The organism is Nonomuraea sp. NPDC049378 (assembly GCF_055586745.1).
This window is the reverse complement of record NZ_JBVJHP010000003.1, coordinates 390,657-407,683: the sequence shown is the minus strand read 5'-3', so window position 1 is coordinate 407,683 and position 17,027 is coordinate 390,657. Positions and strand designations below refer to the sequence as shown.

Sequence of the window (17,027 nt, the reverse complement as noted above, 5' to 3'; positions counted from 1 at the left end):
TCTCCAGGGTGTGCGACGCTTGCTCCTGACCTCGTCCATCAGGGAGGCCCCGTGTCCCGCTACGACCGCTGGAACGCCATCCTCGAACTGCTCTCCCAGGAGGGCAGGCTGTCGGTGGAGGAGGCGTCGCAGGCCCTCGACGTCTCCACCGCGACCATCCGGCGGGACTTCGACCAGCTCGCCCAGCAGCAGATGCTCATGCGCACCCGGGGCGGCGCGGTGGCCCAGAGCGTGAGCTACGATCTGCCGCTGCGCTACAAGACCGCCCGGCACGCCGACGAGAAGCAGCGCATCGCGGCCGCCGCGGCGGAGTTCGTGACGCCGGGCGGCGTGGTGGGGCTCAACGGCGGCACCACCACCTCCGAGCTGGCCCGCACGCTCGCCACGGCGCCCGCGCTGGAGAGCGGCTTCACCATCGTCACCAACGCGCTCAACATCGCCGCCGAGCTCACCGTCCGCCAGCACGTCAAGATCGTGGTGACCGGGGGTGTGGCCAGGCAGCAGTCGTACGAGCTCATCGGGCCGCTGGCGACCGGGGTGCTGGAGCAGGTGACGCTGGACGTGGCGTTCCTCGGGGTCGACGCGCTGGACATCGGGCTGGGCGCGTCGGCGCACCACGAGGGCGAGGCGAGCGTCAACAACCTGCTGATCAGCCGCGCCGGGCAGGTCGTCGTGGTGGCCGACTCCTCCAAGGTGGGCAAGCGGGCGTTCTCCCGCATCTGCCCGATCGCACAGATCGACACACTCGTCACCGACGCCCAGCTCTCCGACGATCTGGCCGGTGAGCTGACAGAGGCGGGGGTAAAGGTCGTACGCGCCTGACCCGCTCAGGCGTTACAGGATGATGTCGGTGAGGGTAGGAACGGGACACAGGCGACAAAGCCATCCCAGGGGGAAATATGGCGTCGGGAAGGACTGTGGCCCGTCTCGGGCCTGCCGAGCGCGCCGAGGCGCTGGAGAGCATGGCCGCGCGAGAGCTCGACGTGGTCGTGGTCGGCGGGGGCATCGTGGGAGCGGGGGTGGCTCTCGACGCCGCCACCCGCGGGCTCGACGTGGGGCTGGTCGAGGCCCGTGACTTCGCCTCGGGCACCTCGTCGCGCTCCTCCAAGCTCATCCACGGAGGCCTGCGCTACCTGGAGCAGCTCAACTTCGAGCTGGTGCGCGAGGCCCTCCAGGAGCGGGCGCTGCTGCTGCAGCACATCGCGCCGCACCTCGTCAGGCCGGTGCCGTTCCTCTTCCCGCTGACCCACTACGCCTGGGAACGGGCCTACGTCGGCGCCGGCGTGGCCCTCTACGACACGCTCGGCTTCGCCTCGGGGCTCGCCCGCGGCGTGCCCGGCCACCGGCACCTGTCCAGGTCGCGGGCGCGGCGACTGGCGCCCGCGCTGAAGAAGAGCGCGTTCACGGGCGCCATCCAGTACTGGGACGCGCAGGTCGACGACGCCCGATACGTGATGACCATGCTGCGCACCGCGGCCACCTACGGCGCCCACATCGCGCCCAGGGCGCAGGTGGTGGGGTTCCTGCGGGAGGGGGAGCGGGTCACCGGCGTACGCGTGCGCGACCTGGAGAGCGGCGAGGAGTTCGAGATCCGCGCCCAGCAGGTCGTCAACGCCACCGGGGTCTGGACCGACGACATCCAGGAACTGGTCGGCGGCCGGGGCCAGATCCACGTACGCGCCTCCAAGGGCATCCACCTCGTGGTGCCGCGCGACCGGATCCAGTCGCTGACCGGGATCATCCTGCGTACGGAGAAGTCCGTGCTCTTCGTGATCCCCTGGGGACGGCACTGGATCATCGGCACCACCGACACGGAGTGGACGCTCGACAAGGGCCACCCGGCCGCCTCCAGGGCCGACATCGACTACCTGCTCGACCACGTCAACGCCGTGCTCTCCGTGCCCCTGAGCCGCGACGACGTCGAAGGCGTCTACGCGGGGCTGCGCCCGCTGCTGTCGGGCGAGTCGGACGAGACGTCCAAGCTGTCCAGGGAGCACGTGGTCGCCCATCCGGTGCCGGGCCTGGTGATGACCGCCGGCGGAAAATACACCACCTACCGGGTCATGGCGCGGGACGCGGTCGACGCCGTGGCGCACGGCCTCGACCAGCGGGTGCCCCAGTCGTGCACCGACCGCATCCCGCTGGCCGGCGCGGAGGGCTACCAGGCGCTGTGGAACTCGCGGCACCGCATCGCCCACACCTCCGGGCTGCACGTGGCCAGGATCGAGCACCTGCTGCAGCGCTACGGCTCGCTGATCGACGAGGTGCTGGAGCTGATCGAGCGTGACCCGTCGCTGGGCAGGCCGCTGAGCGGGGCCGACGACTACCTGCGCGCCGAGATCGTCTACGCCGCCACGCACGAGGGCGCCCGGCATCTCAACGACGTGCTGACCCGGCGTACGCGCATCTCCATCGAGACCTTCCACCGCGGCGTGGCCGTGGCGCAGGAGTCGGCCGAACTGCTCGCCGAGCCGCTCGGCTGGGACGGCGAGCAGGTCAAGCGGGAGGTGGGATATTTCACCAAACGCGTGGAGGCCGAGCGCCGCTCCCAGGAACAGGACTCCGACCAGGAGGCCGACGCGATCAGGCTGGGCGCGCCGGAGATCGTCCCCGTGGTCGCGCCCGAGTCCTAGCCGGTCAGCCCGTCGGGATCCACGCCTGCTCGGCGAGCGTGGTGGCGTCGTTGACCTGCACGCCCTGCGGGGAGACCGTCCACAGGGAGTCGCCGATGACCACCGAGCGCTGGATGCCGGGCTGGAAGCCGCGCTCGTTCTCCTCGCGCTGCGCCGGATGCCTGATCATGCCGAGTTTCGACACGCCCGAGTCGTCGATCTTCAGCGCGAGCGCGCCCGACTCCCCTTCGCTCCTCAGCGGGATCACCGCCAGGCCGGTCCTGGGCCAGTAGAGGAAGGCGTGCGGATCCCACTCGGCCTCGGAGCCGGAGTCCTTCTGGAACAACTGCGACAACCTGCGCGGTGAGGCGGGGTCGCTGACGTCGAACAACGACACCTGCGTGCCCTGCGTCCTGCCCTCCTCGTTCGCCTCCTGGCCGATGCCGATCAGCCGGCCGTCGCCGGCCGGGTGCAGGTAGGCGGAGTAGCCGGTGATCTTCAGCTCGCCGGTCACCTTGGGCGCCGCCGGGTCGCGCAGGTCGAGCGTGTAGAGGGGATCGACCTGCCTGAACGTGACGGCGTAGCCGACGGGGCCGATGAACCGGACCGAGTAGATGCGCTCGCCCTTGCCGAGGCCGCCGACCTCGCCCCTCTTCTCCATGGTGGAGGCGTCGAGGACGTGGACGGTGCTCGAACTGCTCTGGCCGTCCCCGGAGTTGAGCGTGGTGGCGACGCGGAGATGGCCTTCGTGCTCCGACAGCGAGTACTGGTTCAGCAGGCGTCCCGCAACCTTCCCCGACGCCACGTAGGCGGGCGGGCCCGGCTTCGAGACGTCGAACCGGTGGATCTGCGTCTCCTCGGGCGGGAGCGTGGGCGTCGGCCGGGGCACGGGAGGCGACGTCGCCGTGACCGTCATCGTGGTCGGCGGGACTTCGACCACGGATCCCGTCACGGCGGGTTCGCTGGGGGTGGGCTCCTCGGCCGGGGCCACGCCGCGCGAGGTGGCGGAGGCGTCCGGCGAGGTCGTGCGGCCAGGCGGGGTGGCGGGGTCAGGGGCGGCGGGGTCAGAAGAGGGGGTGGAGGAGCCCGGCGAGCTGGTGGGAGCGGGCGAGGCGGGGGCGCTCCGCGAGGTGGTGGGGGCGACCGGCAGCGGGCGGAACGGCATGCCCCACCAGAGCGGGTTGCTGGCCACGTAGAGGCTGCCGCCCGTGCCGTACACGATGTCGCCGTCGGCCGCCAGGGCGATCGGGTCGGTGCCGGCGACGCCCCGGGCCAGGTCGATGGTGTGCACGGTCAACATCGAGGTGCCGGTGTAGTCGGCGGGGTGGCTGACCCGGTCGCACGCGACGGTGCTCTCCTTGGCCGTCCCCGAAGCGTCCGTGATCTTGATCTTGGGCAGCCAGGCCTCGGCCGGCGCCTTGCGCACGGCCTCCTGGTTCTGCTTGACGCGCTCGGCCTCCGGGATGTCCCCCCGTCTGACCTGCGGGAACGTGATGTCCGGCTGGCTGCGGGTGACGAGCCTGACCGTCGAACCGACCATCCTGGCGTCGACGTACGTGCCCTGCGGCTCGACCGTGCTCAGCACCTCGGGCTCGCCGGCCAGGTCGACCAGCACGTACCGCGTGTCGCGCGGCGGCCCGAAGGATCGGTGCACGGCGCCGCCGCCGCGCATCATGACCAGCGCGCGGTCCCCGGAGATCAGCAGGTCGGCGGGGGCGCCGGGCCCGTCGCCGCCGGTCAGGTCGAGGGACTCGGTGACCTTCCTCGTGGCGGTGTCGATGATCCGCAGGGTGCCGTCCGTGACCGTGACGAGCCGGTCGCCGTCCGTCTTGACCAGGTCGGGCTCGTCCACCCCCGCCTCGTGCACGTTGGTCGTGGAGTGCTCGGAAGTGTCGGCCCCGGTGTCGGCTCCGGTGTCGGCTCTCGCCTCCGCCCTGGCGGTCATGGGCATGACGTTGCCGAAGCCGTACGGGCCGACGTTCCTGGCGGCCTGCTCGCGCAGGCCCGCGAGCAGGTCGTCGCATCCGGTGTAGGCCACCAGGCGGACGGCGCCCAGGCCCGTCCTGCTCGGCGGCGCCCCTTCCGGCGCGGAGGCGCAGGCGGCTGCCGCCGTCGCCAGCGCCGTGGCGGTCACGACCGTACGGATCAGCGTCTTCATGCCCTCCATCACGGTTGTGCGGGCAGGATGGTTCAGGAGACTCTGTCCGGATTGATGGTGAACGCCGGGCTGAAGTTGATGTCGTCGGGCACTTCCAGCAGCTTGCGCAGCAGTTTCCCGCTGAAGTCGATCACCTGGACCTCGTCGTTGGCGGCGTTGTCCTGCTCCCAGCAGTAGAGGTGCTTCTCGTCGTAGAAGCCGAGCACCTTGTCGCAGTCGGAGGAGAACTTGCGCAGGCGCTCGCCCGACTCCGAGTCCCAGATGCAGTGGTCCCCGCCACCGCCGTTGGGGCAGTCGGTGACGAACGCGCGGCCCGAGGGCGAGAAGATGTCCTGCGTGCCGGCCGACATCGTGCCGATGCCGGGGAACGAGCGGGTGGCCTTGCCCTCGGAGTCGAAGAAGCGCAGGCCCTGGTTCTTCTCGTCTCCGTAGACGTTGACCGTGCCCTCGTCGGCGCCGTCGAAGCCGAAGGCGGTCTCGCGGATCGAGGTGTCGGCCACGTCGATGGTGGTGGTCTTCTTCGTGGCCACGTCGATGATGGTGAAGCCCAGGTGGAGCCAGTCGTCGCCGTTCTTCTTCTCGGTGTTCAGCAGGATGCGCTCGCCGTCCTTCGACCAGGCCCTGATGGTACTGATCAGGGGGTCCTTCACGGTCTTGATCGTGGAACGCTCGCCGGAGTCGCGGTCGGTGATGACGATGAAGTCGAAGTCGTCGGAGCTGTAGCTCCTGCCCCGGTGCGCGAGGTGGCGGCCGTCGGGCGAGACCATCGACTCCCAGTTGCCGGCGTACTTCGTGAACGAGCCGTGCAGGGAGTTCCTGGCGTAGTCGATCCAGTCGTCCTTCTTCTCGTCCTTGACCTCGTAGGAGGTCAGGAAGATCGCGTCGGCGCGGTTCTCGTACAGGTGGATCTCGCCGCCGGGAAGTCGCGTCTTCGTGCCGGTGGGCGGCACGGCGACCCGCGTGGTGCCCGGCGACGGGTCGCGCGTCGCGGTGGTCCGCGACGGCCCGGGGGTCCTGGTGCGGGACGGCTCGGCGAGCGAGGCCTGGTTGACCTGGATGGTCACGACCACGCCGGCGAGCAGCAGCAGGGCGACCGCCACCGTGACGCCGACGATCAGCGCGGTCCTCTTCCTGCGCTGAGGTCGCGTGGCGATCTGCTCCTGCCACGCCGGTGACCAGGGCCCGGGAGGGTGCGGGGGCGGCACCGTGGCGGCGTGTGGTCCGGGCGGCGCGACGGGGCCGTGCCCGAAAGGCGGCCCGGAGTGCGGCGCTGAGTGCGGCCCGGAGGGTTGTCCTCGGTGATGGGCGAAGGGCGGCTGGGGCGCGGCCTCGGCGGCGGCCTCGGCGAGGATGCCGGCGTTGGGCGCGGGGCGCTGCAGCAGCCGCATGATGACCTGCTCCGCGGTCGGCCGTTGCGCGGGGTCCTTGACCAGGCACGCGACCACCACGTCGCGCAGCTGGCCGTCCAGCATGCCGAGGTCGGGGTGCTGGTTGAGCACGCGGTTGATCACCGCGGGCATCGTGTCGCTGCCGAACGGAGCCCGGGCGGAGGCGGCGAAGACCATCGTGCTGGCCCACGAGAACATGTCGGCGGCCGGCCCGGCGGTGTGGCCCATGATCTGCTCGGGCGCCATGTACGCGGGCGTGCCCACGATCGTGCCGGTGATCGTCGCGGTGGCGTTCAGCGCCCTCGCGATGCCGAAGTCGATCACTCTGGGCCCGTCGGCGCCGATGATCACGTTGGCGGGCTTGAAGTCGCGGTGCACGATGCCGGCCTGGTGGATGGCGGCCAGGGCGGTGGCGGTGCCGATGGCCAGCCGGTGCAGGACGGAGCCCGAGCGCGGCCCCTCCTCCATCACGACCTGGTGTAACGACGGTCCTTCGATGAACTCGCTGATGATGTAGGGGCGCTCCTGCTCGACGCCGGTGCCGAGGACGGCGGCGGTGCAGAACGGCGCTACCTGCTGGGCCACCTCGACCTCGCGCAGGAACCGCTCGATGCTCACCTGGTCGCCGGCCAGGTCGGGACGCATCCACTTGACGGCCACGCGGGTGCCCGACGGGTCGCTGGCGAGGTAGACGACGCCCTGGCCGCCCTCGCCTAGCCTGCCGGTGAGATCCAGGCCGCCCAGCCGTGGCGGATCTCCGGGTCGTAGCGGAGCGATGGATGCCATGGGGGAATTGTGTCCCCATGCCATGCATCGGCAAAAACTACCAGTCGGTAGCGATACCGAATCTTCTTCCTCCCGGCACCGGCGTCCGGCGGGGCGCCGCCTTCCCGCTCCTGCGCATACGCTGTAAACGTGACGGGTGCTGGCACGGCCGAACGCATCGTGACCGTCGCGCAGCGCATCCTCCACGAGGAGGGCGCCGCCGCGGTCAGCATGCGGCGCGTCGGCGACGCCGCTGGCATCACCGCCATGGCCATCTACCGGCACTACCCCAACCGGGACGCGCTGCTGCGGGCCGTCGCCAACCGGAGCGCGAGCGAGCTGGCCGCGGAGTGGCGGCGGCGATCCCCCTCGGGGGATCTCCTGGAGCGGATCTCGGCGGCGCTCGACGACTTCCTCGACTTCGCGCTCGGCAACCGGCACCTGTACCAGTTCCTGGTCCTCGACGCGTGGACGGGGGCGCGCCGCTTCCCCGACGACTTCCGCGACGGGCAGGGGCCGCCGTTCGCCGTTCTCGTGGAGCTCGCCGAAGAGGGCATGCGCACGGGGGTGTTGCGCGAGGACGACGTGCTCGAGACCGCGCTGACCGTCTCGTCGTGCACGCAGGGCCTGGTGCAGCAGTTCCTGAGCGGCCGCATGGGGATGGACGAGGACGACTTCCGCGCGCTCTGCCACCGGTCCATGTGGCGGATAATCGAAGGGCTGGCTCAGAACGTGGACAGGTGACGGCCATGGAGATTCGATACGCAGGAGGGCCGACGGCGGTCCTGGAGATCGGCGGGGTGCGGCTGCTGACCGATCCCACGTTCGACCCGCCCGGCGACTACCCGATCGGCGATCGGAAGCTCGCCAAGACCGTGGGGCCCGCCTTCGCCGCCGAGGAGGTCGGCCCCGTCGACGCCGTGCTGCTCTCGCACGACCAGCACCCCGACAACCTGGACCGCTCCGGCCGGTCTCATCTGGCGTCCGCGTCACTGGTGCTCTCCACCGAGTCGGCGGCCGAGCGACTGGGCGCGCCAGTGCGGGCGCTGCCCAACTGGACGTCCGTCGAGGTCGGGGCCGTGCGCGTGACCGGGGTGCCGGCGCAGCACGGGCCCGACGGGACCGAGCACCTGGTGGGCGAGGTGACCGGGTTCCTGATCGAGGGCGAGGGAAAAACCGTCTACGTGAGCGGCGACAACGCCTCACTCGACGTCGTGCGCGAGATCGCCGGGCGGACCGGCCCCGTGGACGTCGCGGTGCTGTTCGCCGGCGGGGCCAGGACACCGCTGGTGGACGGCTACCTGACGCTGTCCAGCGCCGACGCGGTCACGGCCGCCGAGATCCTCGGGGCGGGGCATGTGGTGCCGCTGCACTTCGAGCACTGGGCGCACTTCACCCAGGGCAGGGACACGGTGGAGCGGGCGTTCGCGGGATTCGGCGACCGGCTGCGCCTGCTCGCCCCCGGCGAGCGTACGCGCCTTGCCTGACCTCGCGCTACAGCGGGTGCCTCACCCAGACGTTCGGCTCCACGTAGACGGCGTGGTCGTGCTCCACGTCGCAGCGCACGGGATTGAGCGCCCCCGGCACCTCGACGGGCCCCGTACGGTCGAACGGCAGGCCGGTCCACCCTCGCCACTCCGCGAGCGTGCCCGCGATCACCATCGAGCGCGGCGCCACCTTGACGATCTTCCCGCCGGCCCGCACGTGCACCCGTAGCCAGGCGTCATGGGGCAGGCCGTCGGGGCGGGTGCGGAAGGCGTACTCGCTCATGGGGGTGTGGGGTTCGAGGTGCTTGAGGTTGGGCCTGACCGGCGCGACGAGCTCGTGGAAGCCGCGGTCGGCGGCGTGGCGGCGCATCGCCGCCACCATCGTCGAGGAGAGCCCCGTGCCCTGCAGGTCGCGCCGCACGGTGATCTCCAGGGCGGAGACGGCGTCGGGCCTGGTGCCGCGGTCGCGGGCCAGCCGGCCCGAGCGGATCACGGCGTCCCAGCCGTCGTCGGGCAGCTCGGGCCCTTTCGCCACGAACGGGATCATGCACGCCCGCGCCACCAGCCGGCCGGGTTCGGCGTCGTCGTCGGCCACGAGCACGTAGTCGGCGTAGGTGGTGGTGGCGACCGCGTAGAACAGGTCGGCGATCGGGTCGTTGAGCATGAACTCCTGCCATGTATGGTCCATGTCCCACAACGCCGACGCGAGCTCCGGACGCTCCGCGAGCGTCGTGATCTGGAGGGCCATGCGGTCCAGTTTCGCACCCCGGTCCACAGGGACGCGCGCCATTAATCCGGGCAAAAGTTGTGCGCTAGCGTCGGCGGCATGACCGAACTTGACGCCAGGTTGAGAGCCGTCGCCGACCTGATCGTGCCCGAGGCGCGCGAGGGCGGCGGCAGGCACGAGTACGACGGCCGGATCCAGGACCTGTCACCCGACGGAGTACGCGCCGGACTGGCCCGGCTCGGCGAGGGAGCCGCGCCCGCCGACCCGCACGACGCCAGGCACCTGGAGGTGTTCGAGGAGGGCCTGCGCACCCAGCTCGGCGAGCTGGCCCTGCACCGCAGGAACCCGCTGCTCCACCTCTCCAACCTCGACCTGGCGTGCTACGACCGCGACTACGCCCCGGCCGGCGACCGCGCCGCGGCCAAGGCGGCCCACCTCGCGCTCTGGCCCGAGGCCGTGAGCAACGCGCTCGACGCGCTCGACCAGGTCCCGGCCCCCGTCGCGAAATCCCTGGCGAGCACCGCCAGGGGCCTGGCCGCCGGGGTCACGGACGAGGTCGCGCTGCGGGCGCACGGCAGGCTCGTCGCCCACATCGAGAGGGCGGCGGACGAGGGCGACCCCGACGCGGCGCTCGGCGGCCAGGCCCTGGCCGGCCTCATGGGCACTTCCGAAGGGCTCCCCGTCGACCTGGGCAGGCTGGCGGAGCGGGCCGACGCCGAGCGTGACCGGCTCATGGCGCTGCTCGCCGAGTCCTGCGCCAAGCTGGGGGAACGGGGCCGCCCGCCGCTCGACGTCGTACGCGAGCTGGTCAAGGACCATCCCGACGCCGACGGCGTGATCGAGGCGGCCAGGATCGGCACGGAGAAGGCCATCGCGTTCACCCGCGAGAAGGACCTCGTGCCCTACCACGACGGCGAGTGCCTGGTCGGGCCGGCACCCGAGTCGCGCCGCTGGGCGATGGCCATGATGTCGTGGAACGCGCCCGGCGAGCCCGAGGGCCCGTCCTGGTACCACGTCACGCCGCCCGACCCGAGCTGGCCACGGCAGGACCAGGAGGAGTGGCTGGAGGTCTTCAGCCGCACCACGCTGCCCGCGATCAACGTGCACGAGGTCGCCCCCGGGCACTTCTCGCACGCCAGGGCGCTGCGGCGGGCGCCGTCGGAGGTGCGCAGGCTGCTGCAGTCGACCGCGTTCATCGAGGGCTGGGCCCACTACGCCGAGGAGCTCTGCGTCGAGGAGGGCTTCGAGGCGGGCGACCCCCGCTTCGAGATCGGCGTCTGGCTGGAGGCGCTGATCCGCGTCACCCGGCTGGCCTGCGCGATCGGCGTGCACACCGGCCAGATGACGGTCGAGGAGGGCGCCAGGCGGTTCGCGTCGGACACGCACCTGGCCGGCCCCGCCGCGACGGCGGAGGCGGAACGCGCGTCGTTCGACCCGACGTACGGCCGCTACACGTGGGGCAAGCTGCTCATCCGCGACCTGCGCGCGCAGGCCCGCAAGGAGTGGGGCGCCGGCTTCACCCTGCAGCGCTTCCACAAGTCGCTGCTCGATCTCGGTTCGCCGCCTCTGGGCTTGATCGGAGGCATCCTGTAGCGTCTGGTGATCCGGAGCACCCTGCAGTGCCGGTCGCTGAGGAGGTCTGTCCGTGCGCGAGCTCTCCGGCAAGGTCGCCGTGATAACGGGCGCGGGCAGCGGCATCGGGCGGGCGCTTGCCCTCAGGTTCGCGGCCGAGGGCATGACGCTGATGCTCGCCGACGTCGATCACGGGGCGCTTGCCGAGACGGCCGCGCAGGCGGGCGACGCCGAGGTGCTCACGCAGATCACCGACGTGTCCGACGCGTCCTCCGTACGCCACCTGGCCGACCGGTGTTTCGGGGAGCTGCGGGCCGTACACGTGTTGTGCAACAACGCGGGCGTCTTCCAGGGCGGCCACCTGTGGACCCGCGGCGAGGAGGACCTCGCCTGGCTGCTCGGGGTGAATCTGTGGGGCGTGCTGCACGGCATCCGCGAGTTCGTGCCGCGCATGATCGAGCAGGACACCGAGGGACACATCGTCAACACGGTGTCCGCGGCCGGGCTGTTCACCACGCCGGGGACGGGCGGCTACTCGGTCGGCAAACACGCCGCGCTGGCCGCCTCCCAGGCGCTCGCCCACGACCTGGCCGATGCGGGTTCCAAGCTGCGCGTGACCGCGCTCTGTCCCGGCGCGGTCAGGACGCGCATCGCCGACTCGGCGCGGCTGCGCCCTGCGAGCCTGGCCACCATGCCCTGCCGGGACGAGGCGGCCGCGCAGGAGGCGGTGAGCAGGGCGGTCGAGCGCGGCATGGAGCCGTCCGAGGTCGCCGGCCTGGTGGTGGACGCCATCCGTGACGAGAGGTTCCTGCTGCTGACCGACCAGGAACACGCCGCGCGGTTACGCCTGCAGACCGAGACGCTGCTCAGCGGGCGGCTGCCGGTTCACCACTGACGTTCGTGGGCCAGCACCCGTACCACCGTGCCGCTGCGCGGCCTGACCAGCAGGCGTACGGAGTCGCCCGGCAGCACGTCCTGGTAGACGCCCTGCTTGACCCGGAACGCGACGGCCGTCTCCGAGCCGCCGTCGTGCACCGCGATGTGGTAGGTGTTCTCGCCGTCCGTGTGAACCTCGACCCAGCGCTTGACGACGTGGCCGCTGAGCTCCTGCCGCTTGGGCCCCTGCGCGACGGCGGCCGCCGGCACGATCTCGACGCCGCGCCAGCCGCTGCCCGTGAAGATCCATTCCTGCTGCGGGTTCGCCTCCACGTGCCCCGGCCCGGCGACCTCGCGTCCGGCGGGAGTCAGCAGGAACCCGCGGCCCGCCAGGAGCAGCCCGGGCCCGGCCACGAACGACACCATCGTCGCGATCATCCCGGGCCACGACAGGCCGGCCGCGGACACGGTGGCGAACCACGGGACCACCAGCCCGCAGGCCAGCAGCACCGGAACGATCATGCTCGACCAGCGCCGCCGCGCCAGCCCGAGGTCGATGGCGCACTGCCGGACCAGGGGGAGGAACTCGCGGTCGAGCACCTGCCCGTCGGGCATGAGCGCGATCACCGGGGCCCGCGGAGCCCCGCCCATCCGGGTGCTCACCTGATCGAGCACCCACTGCTCGTACGGCCGGAGGTGCTCCGCCCGCCGTGGCGTCAGCGACAGCCGGTCGCCCTCCACGACGGCCCACCCGCGCCCGGCCAGCTCGAACAGCGCCGAATGGAACACGTCCTGCACCCGCATGCCGCGTAAGAGCTCCGCCACGGGGGCGGGCGCCGGATGGCGCGGCTCCCGCTCCGGGGTCCTGTCGCGACCGGACACCTTGAAGGCGGCGGCCAGGGTGGCGACCCAGAGAGCCCAGGTCGTCGCCGGCCAGACAAGATCCATTGTTCTGTGTTAGCACGAGAGCGGGAGCCAGGCCAGGCGTAATGCACAAGGCCGATAGACTGTACTCACCGCGTTCCGCCTTCTGGAGGGTCTTCAGTGTCTGAATTCGACACGGTTCTGGTGGTCGACTTCGGCGCGCAATATGCGCAGCTCATCGCCAGGCGGGTGCGCGAGTGCCACGTCTACTCCGAGATCGTCCCCTCGTCGATGCCCGTCGAGGAGATGATGGCGAAGAATCCGAAGGCGATCATCCTGTCCGGCGGCCCCTCCTCGGTCTACGCCGACGGCGCGCCGCCCGTGCCGCACGGGCTGTTCGCGACGGGCGTGCCCACGTTCGGCATCTGCTACGGCTTCCAGGCCATGGCGCGGGCGCTGGGCGGCGAGGTGGCCCGCACGGGCGTCGCCGAATACGGCGGCACCGCGCTCGAGGTGCTCCAGGAGGGCGTCATCTTCGCCGGCCTGCCGAGCGCCCAGAAGGTCTGGATGTCCCACGGCGACAGCGTGGCCAGCGCCCCCGAGGGGTTCACGGTGACCGCCTCGACGAGCCAGACGCCGGTCGCCGCCTTCGAGCACCCCGAGAAGGGCCTCTACGGAGTGCAGTTCCACCCGGAGGTGCTCCACTCCGAGCACGGGCAGGCGGTGCTCAGGCACTTCCTCGAGGCGGCCGGCTGCCGCCCGTCCTGGACCATGCTCAACATCGTCGAAGACTCCGTCGAGGCCGTGCGCCGCCAGGTCGGCGACGGCCACGCGATCTGCGCGCTGTCGGGCGGCGTCGACTCGGCGGTGGCCGCCGCCATCGTGCAGCGCGCCATCGGTGACCGGCTGACCTGCGTCTTCGTCGACCACGGCCTGCTGCGCAAGGGCGAGGCCGAGCAGGTCGAGCGCGACTTCGTGGCCGTCACCGGCGTCAAGCTGCGGGTCGTCGACGCCGCCGACCGCTTCATCAAGGCGCTGGAAGGCGTCACCGACCCCGAGGAGAAGCGGAAGATCATCGGCCGCGAGTTCATCCGCGTCTTCGAGGACGAACAGCGCGCCATCATGGCCGACAAGCCCGTGGAGTTCCTCGTCCAGGGCACGCTCTACCCCGACGTGGTCGAGTCGGGCGGCGGCACCGGCACCGCCAACATCAAGTCCCACCACAACGTCGGCGGCCTGCCGGACGACCTGCGGTTCACTCTGGTGGAGCCGCTGCGGGCGCTGTTCAAGGACGAGGTCCGCCGGGCCGGCGAGGAGCTCGGGCTGCCCGCCGCCATGGTCTGGCGCCAGCCGTTCCCCGGCCCCGGCCTGGGCATCCGCATCGTCGGAGAGGTGACGCGCGAGCGCCTCGAACTGCTGCGCGAGGCCGACGCGATCGCCCGCGAAGAGCTGTCCAGGGCGGGCCTCGACCGGCAGATCTGGCAGTGCCCCGTGGTGCTGCTGGCCGACGTGCGCTCGGTGGGGGTGCAGGGCGACGGGCGCACCTACGGCCATCCGGTGGTGCTGCGCCCGGTGACGTCGGAGGACGCCATGACGGCCGACTGGGCGAAGGTGCCCTACGACGTGCTGTCCCGCATCTCGACCCGGATCACCAACGAGGTCCGCGAGGTCAACCGCGTGGTGCTCGACGTGACCAGCAAGCCCCCCGGCACGATCGAGTGGGAGTGACGCTTTCCGTCCGCGGCGGTTCCGCGGGACCATCCTTTACGGCACGGCCAAGGTCACCCGCCCGCCGCACGTGGCTGAGCGCCTCCAGGGAGACGCCGTCTGACCCGCGCGTGGCGGGCCGCCGCGACGGCGCTCCCTTGACCGTCCGAGCGGTGAAGCGTTGCCCCGAGCCGCCCGGAAGAGACGGGGCAGGAGGGGACGCGGGTAGGGGAAGACCGCCGGTCAGCGTGTCGTCCGGGTCCAGCGCCGGCTTCGATGTGCCTGCGCACCGGGGTGGCCGGTCGGAAAGAAGCGTGGAACGGCGTTGAGCCCCGGCGCTTGTGTGCTCTCAGGGCTGGTGCCGGCCGAACCTGTCTGTGTCGGGGACCCGTCAATCACCCGGTGAAGCGGATCGTGGCGCCCTTGCTGGTGATGGCCAGCACGCGGAAGGAGAGGGTGTTCTTGCCGTTGCTCTGCATGTTGCCCCGAGCCCCTTCACCCAGGGAAGTCGTCAAGCCGGGGGCCCGTACCACGACCATGTCCTGGTTGAAGATGCCGCCGACGAACTCCTTGGAGACGTACACCCTGGAGAAGCCGTAACGCTTCGCGGAGATGCGGAAGCTCACCTTCTTCGAGAACGTGAACTTGCACTTCCCGTCGTAGCAGCCGCGATAGCTGGGCTTGGCCGTGGCGGCGGCGGGGGTGGCGGCCACGGCGGGCGTCACGACCATGGCGCACGCAAGGGTCAGGGCGCTGATGGCCTTCCTGTGCATGGTCTTACCTTTCATCGGTTTCACGGCATATCGCCGCAGGGGTGGGATCTTTATATCGGGCATCCGGCGGGAGGGGTCCCGACATCGCGGTACGACACTGGTGCCTGATGTCGTCGCGCGAGCGAGGGAGCAGAGATGCCAGGCGTACCGACCAGGCGGATGGCGCTGGTGAGCGCGGTGACCGTAGCCGGACTGCTCACCGGCTGCGGTTCCCCGGCTGAGAGGACGGCCACGCCGGCGACGTCGCCGCCGCCTTCCGCTCCCGAGGCGAGTCCCCCGTCCTCCACCCCCTCCCCGTCAGCGACCCCGACGGCGTCGGCGCTCCCGAAGGCCAGGAACGGCACGAAACTCCGGGCGTGCCGGGACGCGAAGTGCGAGGTGCTCATCTCCGACGGGCGCACCATCAGGCTGGACGACAAATGGGGCTTGATGCCCATCAACGTCACCGTCGAGGACGACTCGGTCACCTTCCACGCCTCCACCGCGTCCGGCATGCAGGTCACCATGTCCGAGCAGACACCGGACCAAGGAGGCCCCAGCACCGTCAACGACGTCAGCTTCGAGGTGCTGGCGGTCAAGGGGAGGAAGGCCGTCATCAAGATCACGCATTAGGAGCGGTCACCAGGCGTCGAAGACGTGCGGCAGGCTGTACGTGACCCACCGCGACGACCGTCGGAGGACAGACCATAGGAAGCTTTCGATCGACGCGACCCCCGTACCTGCGGGATCCAAGACCTGCCGGGTACAGCTGGCTGTACCCGGCAAGCTCCAGCGCGCGGGATCGTTCGAGGGTGGGTCCGGACGACATGCTTGTTCGTGTCCGGAGCGGACACCACCCCCGAATGCAGGAGCGTTTTCCCCATGTCGCGTCTCACTTCCTCCTCCTCGACCCCCCGGCGCATGCGCGTTCTGGCCGCGGCGGCGCTGACGGCGTTGACCGCGATGAGCGTGGCCGCCGCCCCCGCCGCGGCGACGGTCACGCGGCACAACCCGGCCGACGAGTTGCAGGCCGAGCTGGACGAGATGCGCGACGAGGTGAAGGACGCCAAGCGCAACCGCCGCAACGACGCCCTGCAGAAGCAGCTGGACACCCTGGTCAAGAAGCACAAGTTCCCGGGTGCGCTGGCCACCGTCCAGGACCGCGAGGGCCGGACCCGCTACTACACCGCCGGCGTCGGCGACCTCAGGACCAAGGCCGAGGTGCCCGTCGACGGACAGGTGCGCATCGCCAGCAACACCAAGACCTTCACCGCCGTCACCGTGCTCCAGCTGGTCGGCGAGGGCAAGGTCGAGCTGGACGAGCCGATCGAGACCTACCTGCCGAAGCTGCTGCGCGGCAAGTCCGGCGACGGCCGCACGATCACCGTGCGGCAGCTGCTCCAGCACACCAGCGGCCTGCCCAACTACACCCGCTGGATGCCCAACATCCTGGACGTCCGCAACAAGTACAGCAGCCCGAAGGACCTGCTGAAGACCGCCTTCGCCCACAAGGCGTCGTTCAGGCCGGGCAAGAAGTGGGAGTACAGCAACACCGGCTACATCGTGCTCGGCCTGCTCATCGAGAAGATCGACGGCAAGCCCGTCGGCGACGCGATCACCGACCGGGTCATCAAGCGCATCGGCCTGCGCGACACCTACTGGCCGGCCAAGCGCGTCAAGACGATCCGCGAGCGTCACCCCAAGGGCTACGCCTCCAGGAAGCCCGGCGGCAAGCTGATCGACATCACCCATCTGGACCCGTCATGGGGCGGCGCGGCCGGCCAGCTCATCGCGACCCCCAGCGACCTCAACCGCTTCTGGCTCGCGCTGATGAACGGCAAGCTGCTCAAGCCCGCTCAGCTCAAAGCCATGAAGAAGACCGTCAAGGCACCCGGCATGCCGGCCGGCTGGGAGTACGGGCTCGGCCTGATGAAGATGCCGGTGAGCTGCGGCACGGCATGGGGGCACGGCGGCGACATCGACGGCTACGAGACCCGCGGCGGCGTCACCGACAAGGGCCGGGCCGCCACCGTCGCCGTCACGACTCTCCCCGCCACCGAACCCGCCGCGATGAGCGTCATCAAGGCCGCCGACACCGCCCTGTGCGCCAAGAAGTAGG

Annotated in this window: 14 protein-coding genes; 9 read left to right on the top strand and 5 right to left on the bottom strand. The window is 71.0% G+C overall.

The window, feature by feature from the left end; all coding sequences use genetic code 11:
• Positions 1-51: 51 nt before the first annotated feature.
• Together ACZ6SA_RS09555 and ACZ6SA_RS09550 are read left to right on the top strand one after the other, a co-directional pair.
• Positions 52-822, top strand: a complete 771-nt coding sequence (locus tag ACZ6SA_RS09555; protein WP_347646524.1) for a DeoR/GlpR family DNA-binding transcription regulator — start codon at positions 52-54, stop codon at positions 820-822.
• Between the two features lie 77 nt (positions 823-899).
• Positions 900-2,633 carry a glycerol-3-phosphate dehydrogenase/oxidase gene (locus ACZ6SA_RS09550; protein ID WP_347646525.1) on the top strand — a complete coding sequence of 578 codons (1,734 nt, stop codon included), beginning with the start codon at positions 900-902 and terminating at the stop codon, positions 2,631-2,633.
• Between the two features lie 4 nt (positions 2,634-2,637).
• Here ACZ6SA_RS09550 and ACZ6SA_RS09545 read toward each other — a convergent pair whose 3' ends face one another.
• Together ACZ6SA_RS09545 and ACZ6SA_RS09540 are read right to left on the bottom strand one after the other, a co-directional pair.
• The gene (locus ACZ6SA_RS09545) at positions 2,638-4,770 is read right to left on the bottom strand and encodes a beta-propeller domain-containing protein (protein ID WP_465827404.1); all 2,133 of its coding nucleotides are present in this window, start codon (positions 4,768-4,770) and stop codon (positions 2,638-2,640) included.
• A 32-nt stretch (positions 4,771-4,802) separates the two neighbouring features.
• On the bottom strand, positions 4,803-6,944 hold the full coding sequence (locus ACZ6SA_RS09540; protein ID WP_465827402.1) for a protein kinase domain-containing protein: 2,142 nt from the start codon (positions 6,942-6,944) through the stop codon (positions 4,803-4,805).
• 129 nt (positions 6,945-7,073) lie between these two features.
• On the opposite strand from ACZ6SA_RS09540, the gene ACZ6SA_RS09535 reads away from it, so the two are divergent.
• Together ACZ6SA_RS09535 and ACZ6SA_RS09530 are read left to right on the top strand one after the other, a co-directional pair.
• Positions 7,074-7,667 carry a TetR/AcrR family transcriptional regulator gene (locus ACZ6SA_RS09535; protein ID WP_347646528.1) on the top strand — a complete coding sequence of 198 codons (594 nt, stop codon included), beginning with the start codon at positions 7,074-7,076 and terminating at the stop codon, positions 7,665-7,667.
• Between the two features lie 5 nt (positions 7,668-7,672).
• Complete coding sequence (locus ACZ6SA_RS09530) at positions 7,673-8,410, top strand: MBL fold metallo-hydrolase (RefSeq protein WP_347646529.1); 738 nt, start codon at positions 7,673-7,675, stop codon at positions 8,408-8,410.
• A 7-nt stretch (positions 8,411-8,417) separates the two neighbouring features.
• Here the strand turns inward: ACZ6SA_RS09530 and ACZ6SA_RS09525 are convergent, their stop codons facing one another.
• Positions 8,418-9,158, bottom strand: a complete 741-nt coding sequence (locus ACZ6SA_RS09525) for an N-acetyltransferase (RefSeq protein ID WP_347646530.1) — start codon at positions 9,156-9,158, stop codon at positions 8,418-8,420.
• Between the two features lie 78 nt (positions 9,159-9,236).
• Here ACZ6SA_RS09525 and ACZ6SA_RS09520 point away from each other — a divergent pair, with 78 nt between their 5' ends.
• Together ACZ6SA_RS09520 and ACZ6SA_RS09515 are read left to right on the top strand one after the other, a co-directional pair.
• A complete protein-coding gene (locus ACZ6SA_RS09520) occupies positions 9,237-10,730 on the top strand; it encodes a DUF885 family protein (protein ID WP_465827399.1) in 1,494 nt (497 codons plus the stop codon).
• 52 nt (positions 10,731-10,782) lie between these two features.
• Complete coding sequence (locus ACZ6SA_RS09515) at positions 10,783-11,604, top strand: SDR family NAD(P)-dependent oxidoreductase (protein ID WP_347646532.1); 822 nt, start codon at positions 10,783-10,785, stop codon at positions 11,602-11,604.
• On the opposite strand, the gene ACZ6SA_RS09510 is transcribed toward ACZ6SA_RS09515, so the two are convergent.
• The gene (locus ACZ6SA_RS09510) at positions 11,595-12,533 is read right to left on the bottom strand and encodes a DUF2207 domain-containing protein (RefSeq protein WP_347646533.1); all 939 of its coding nucleotides are present in this window, start codon (positions 12,531-12,533) and stop codon (positions 11,595-11,597) included. The two genes, ACZ6SA_RS09515 and ACZ6SA_RS09510, sit on opposite strands and share 10 nt — an antisense overlap.
• A gap of 54 nt (positions 12,534-12,587) precedes the next feature.
• On the opposite strand from ACZ6SA_RS09510, the gene guaA reads away from it, so the two are divergent.
• Positions 12,588-14,177, top strand: a complete 1,590-nt coding sequence (gene guaA, locus ACZ6SA_RS09505) for a glutamine-hydrolyzing GMP synthase (protein WP_465827439.1) — start codon at positions 12,588-12,590, stop codon at positions 14,175-14,177.
• 374 nt (positions 14,178-14,551) lie between these two features.
• On the opposite strand, the gene ACZ6SA_RS09500 is transcribed toward guaA, so the two are convergent.
• Positions 14,552-14,929 (bottom strand): hypothetical protein, encoded by a 378-nt coding sequence (locus ACZ6SA_RS09500; protein ID WP_465827398.1) that lies wholly within the window; start codon positions 14,927-14,929, stop codon positions 14,552-14,554.
• A gap of 135 nt (positions 14,930-15,064) precedes the next feature.
• Here ACZ6SA_RS09500 and ACZ6SA_RS09495 point away from each other — a divergent pair, with 135 nt between their 5' ends.
• Positions 15,065-15,541: a hypothetical protein gene (locus ACZ6SA_RS09495; protein WP_465827397.1), complete on the top strand. Its 477-nt coding sequence runs from the start codon at positions 15,065-15,067 to the stop codon at positions 15,539-15,541.
• A 249-nt stretch (positions 15,542-15,790) separates the two neighbouring features.
• Positions 15,791-17,026 carry a serine hydrolase domain-containing protein gene (locus tag ACZ6SA_RS09490; RefSeq protein WP_347646537.1) on the top strand — a complete coding sequence of 412 codons (1,236 nt, stop codon included), beginning with the start codon at positions 15,791-15,793 and terminating at the stop codon, positions 17,024-17,026.
• Position 17,027: the final 1 nt, after the last annotated feature.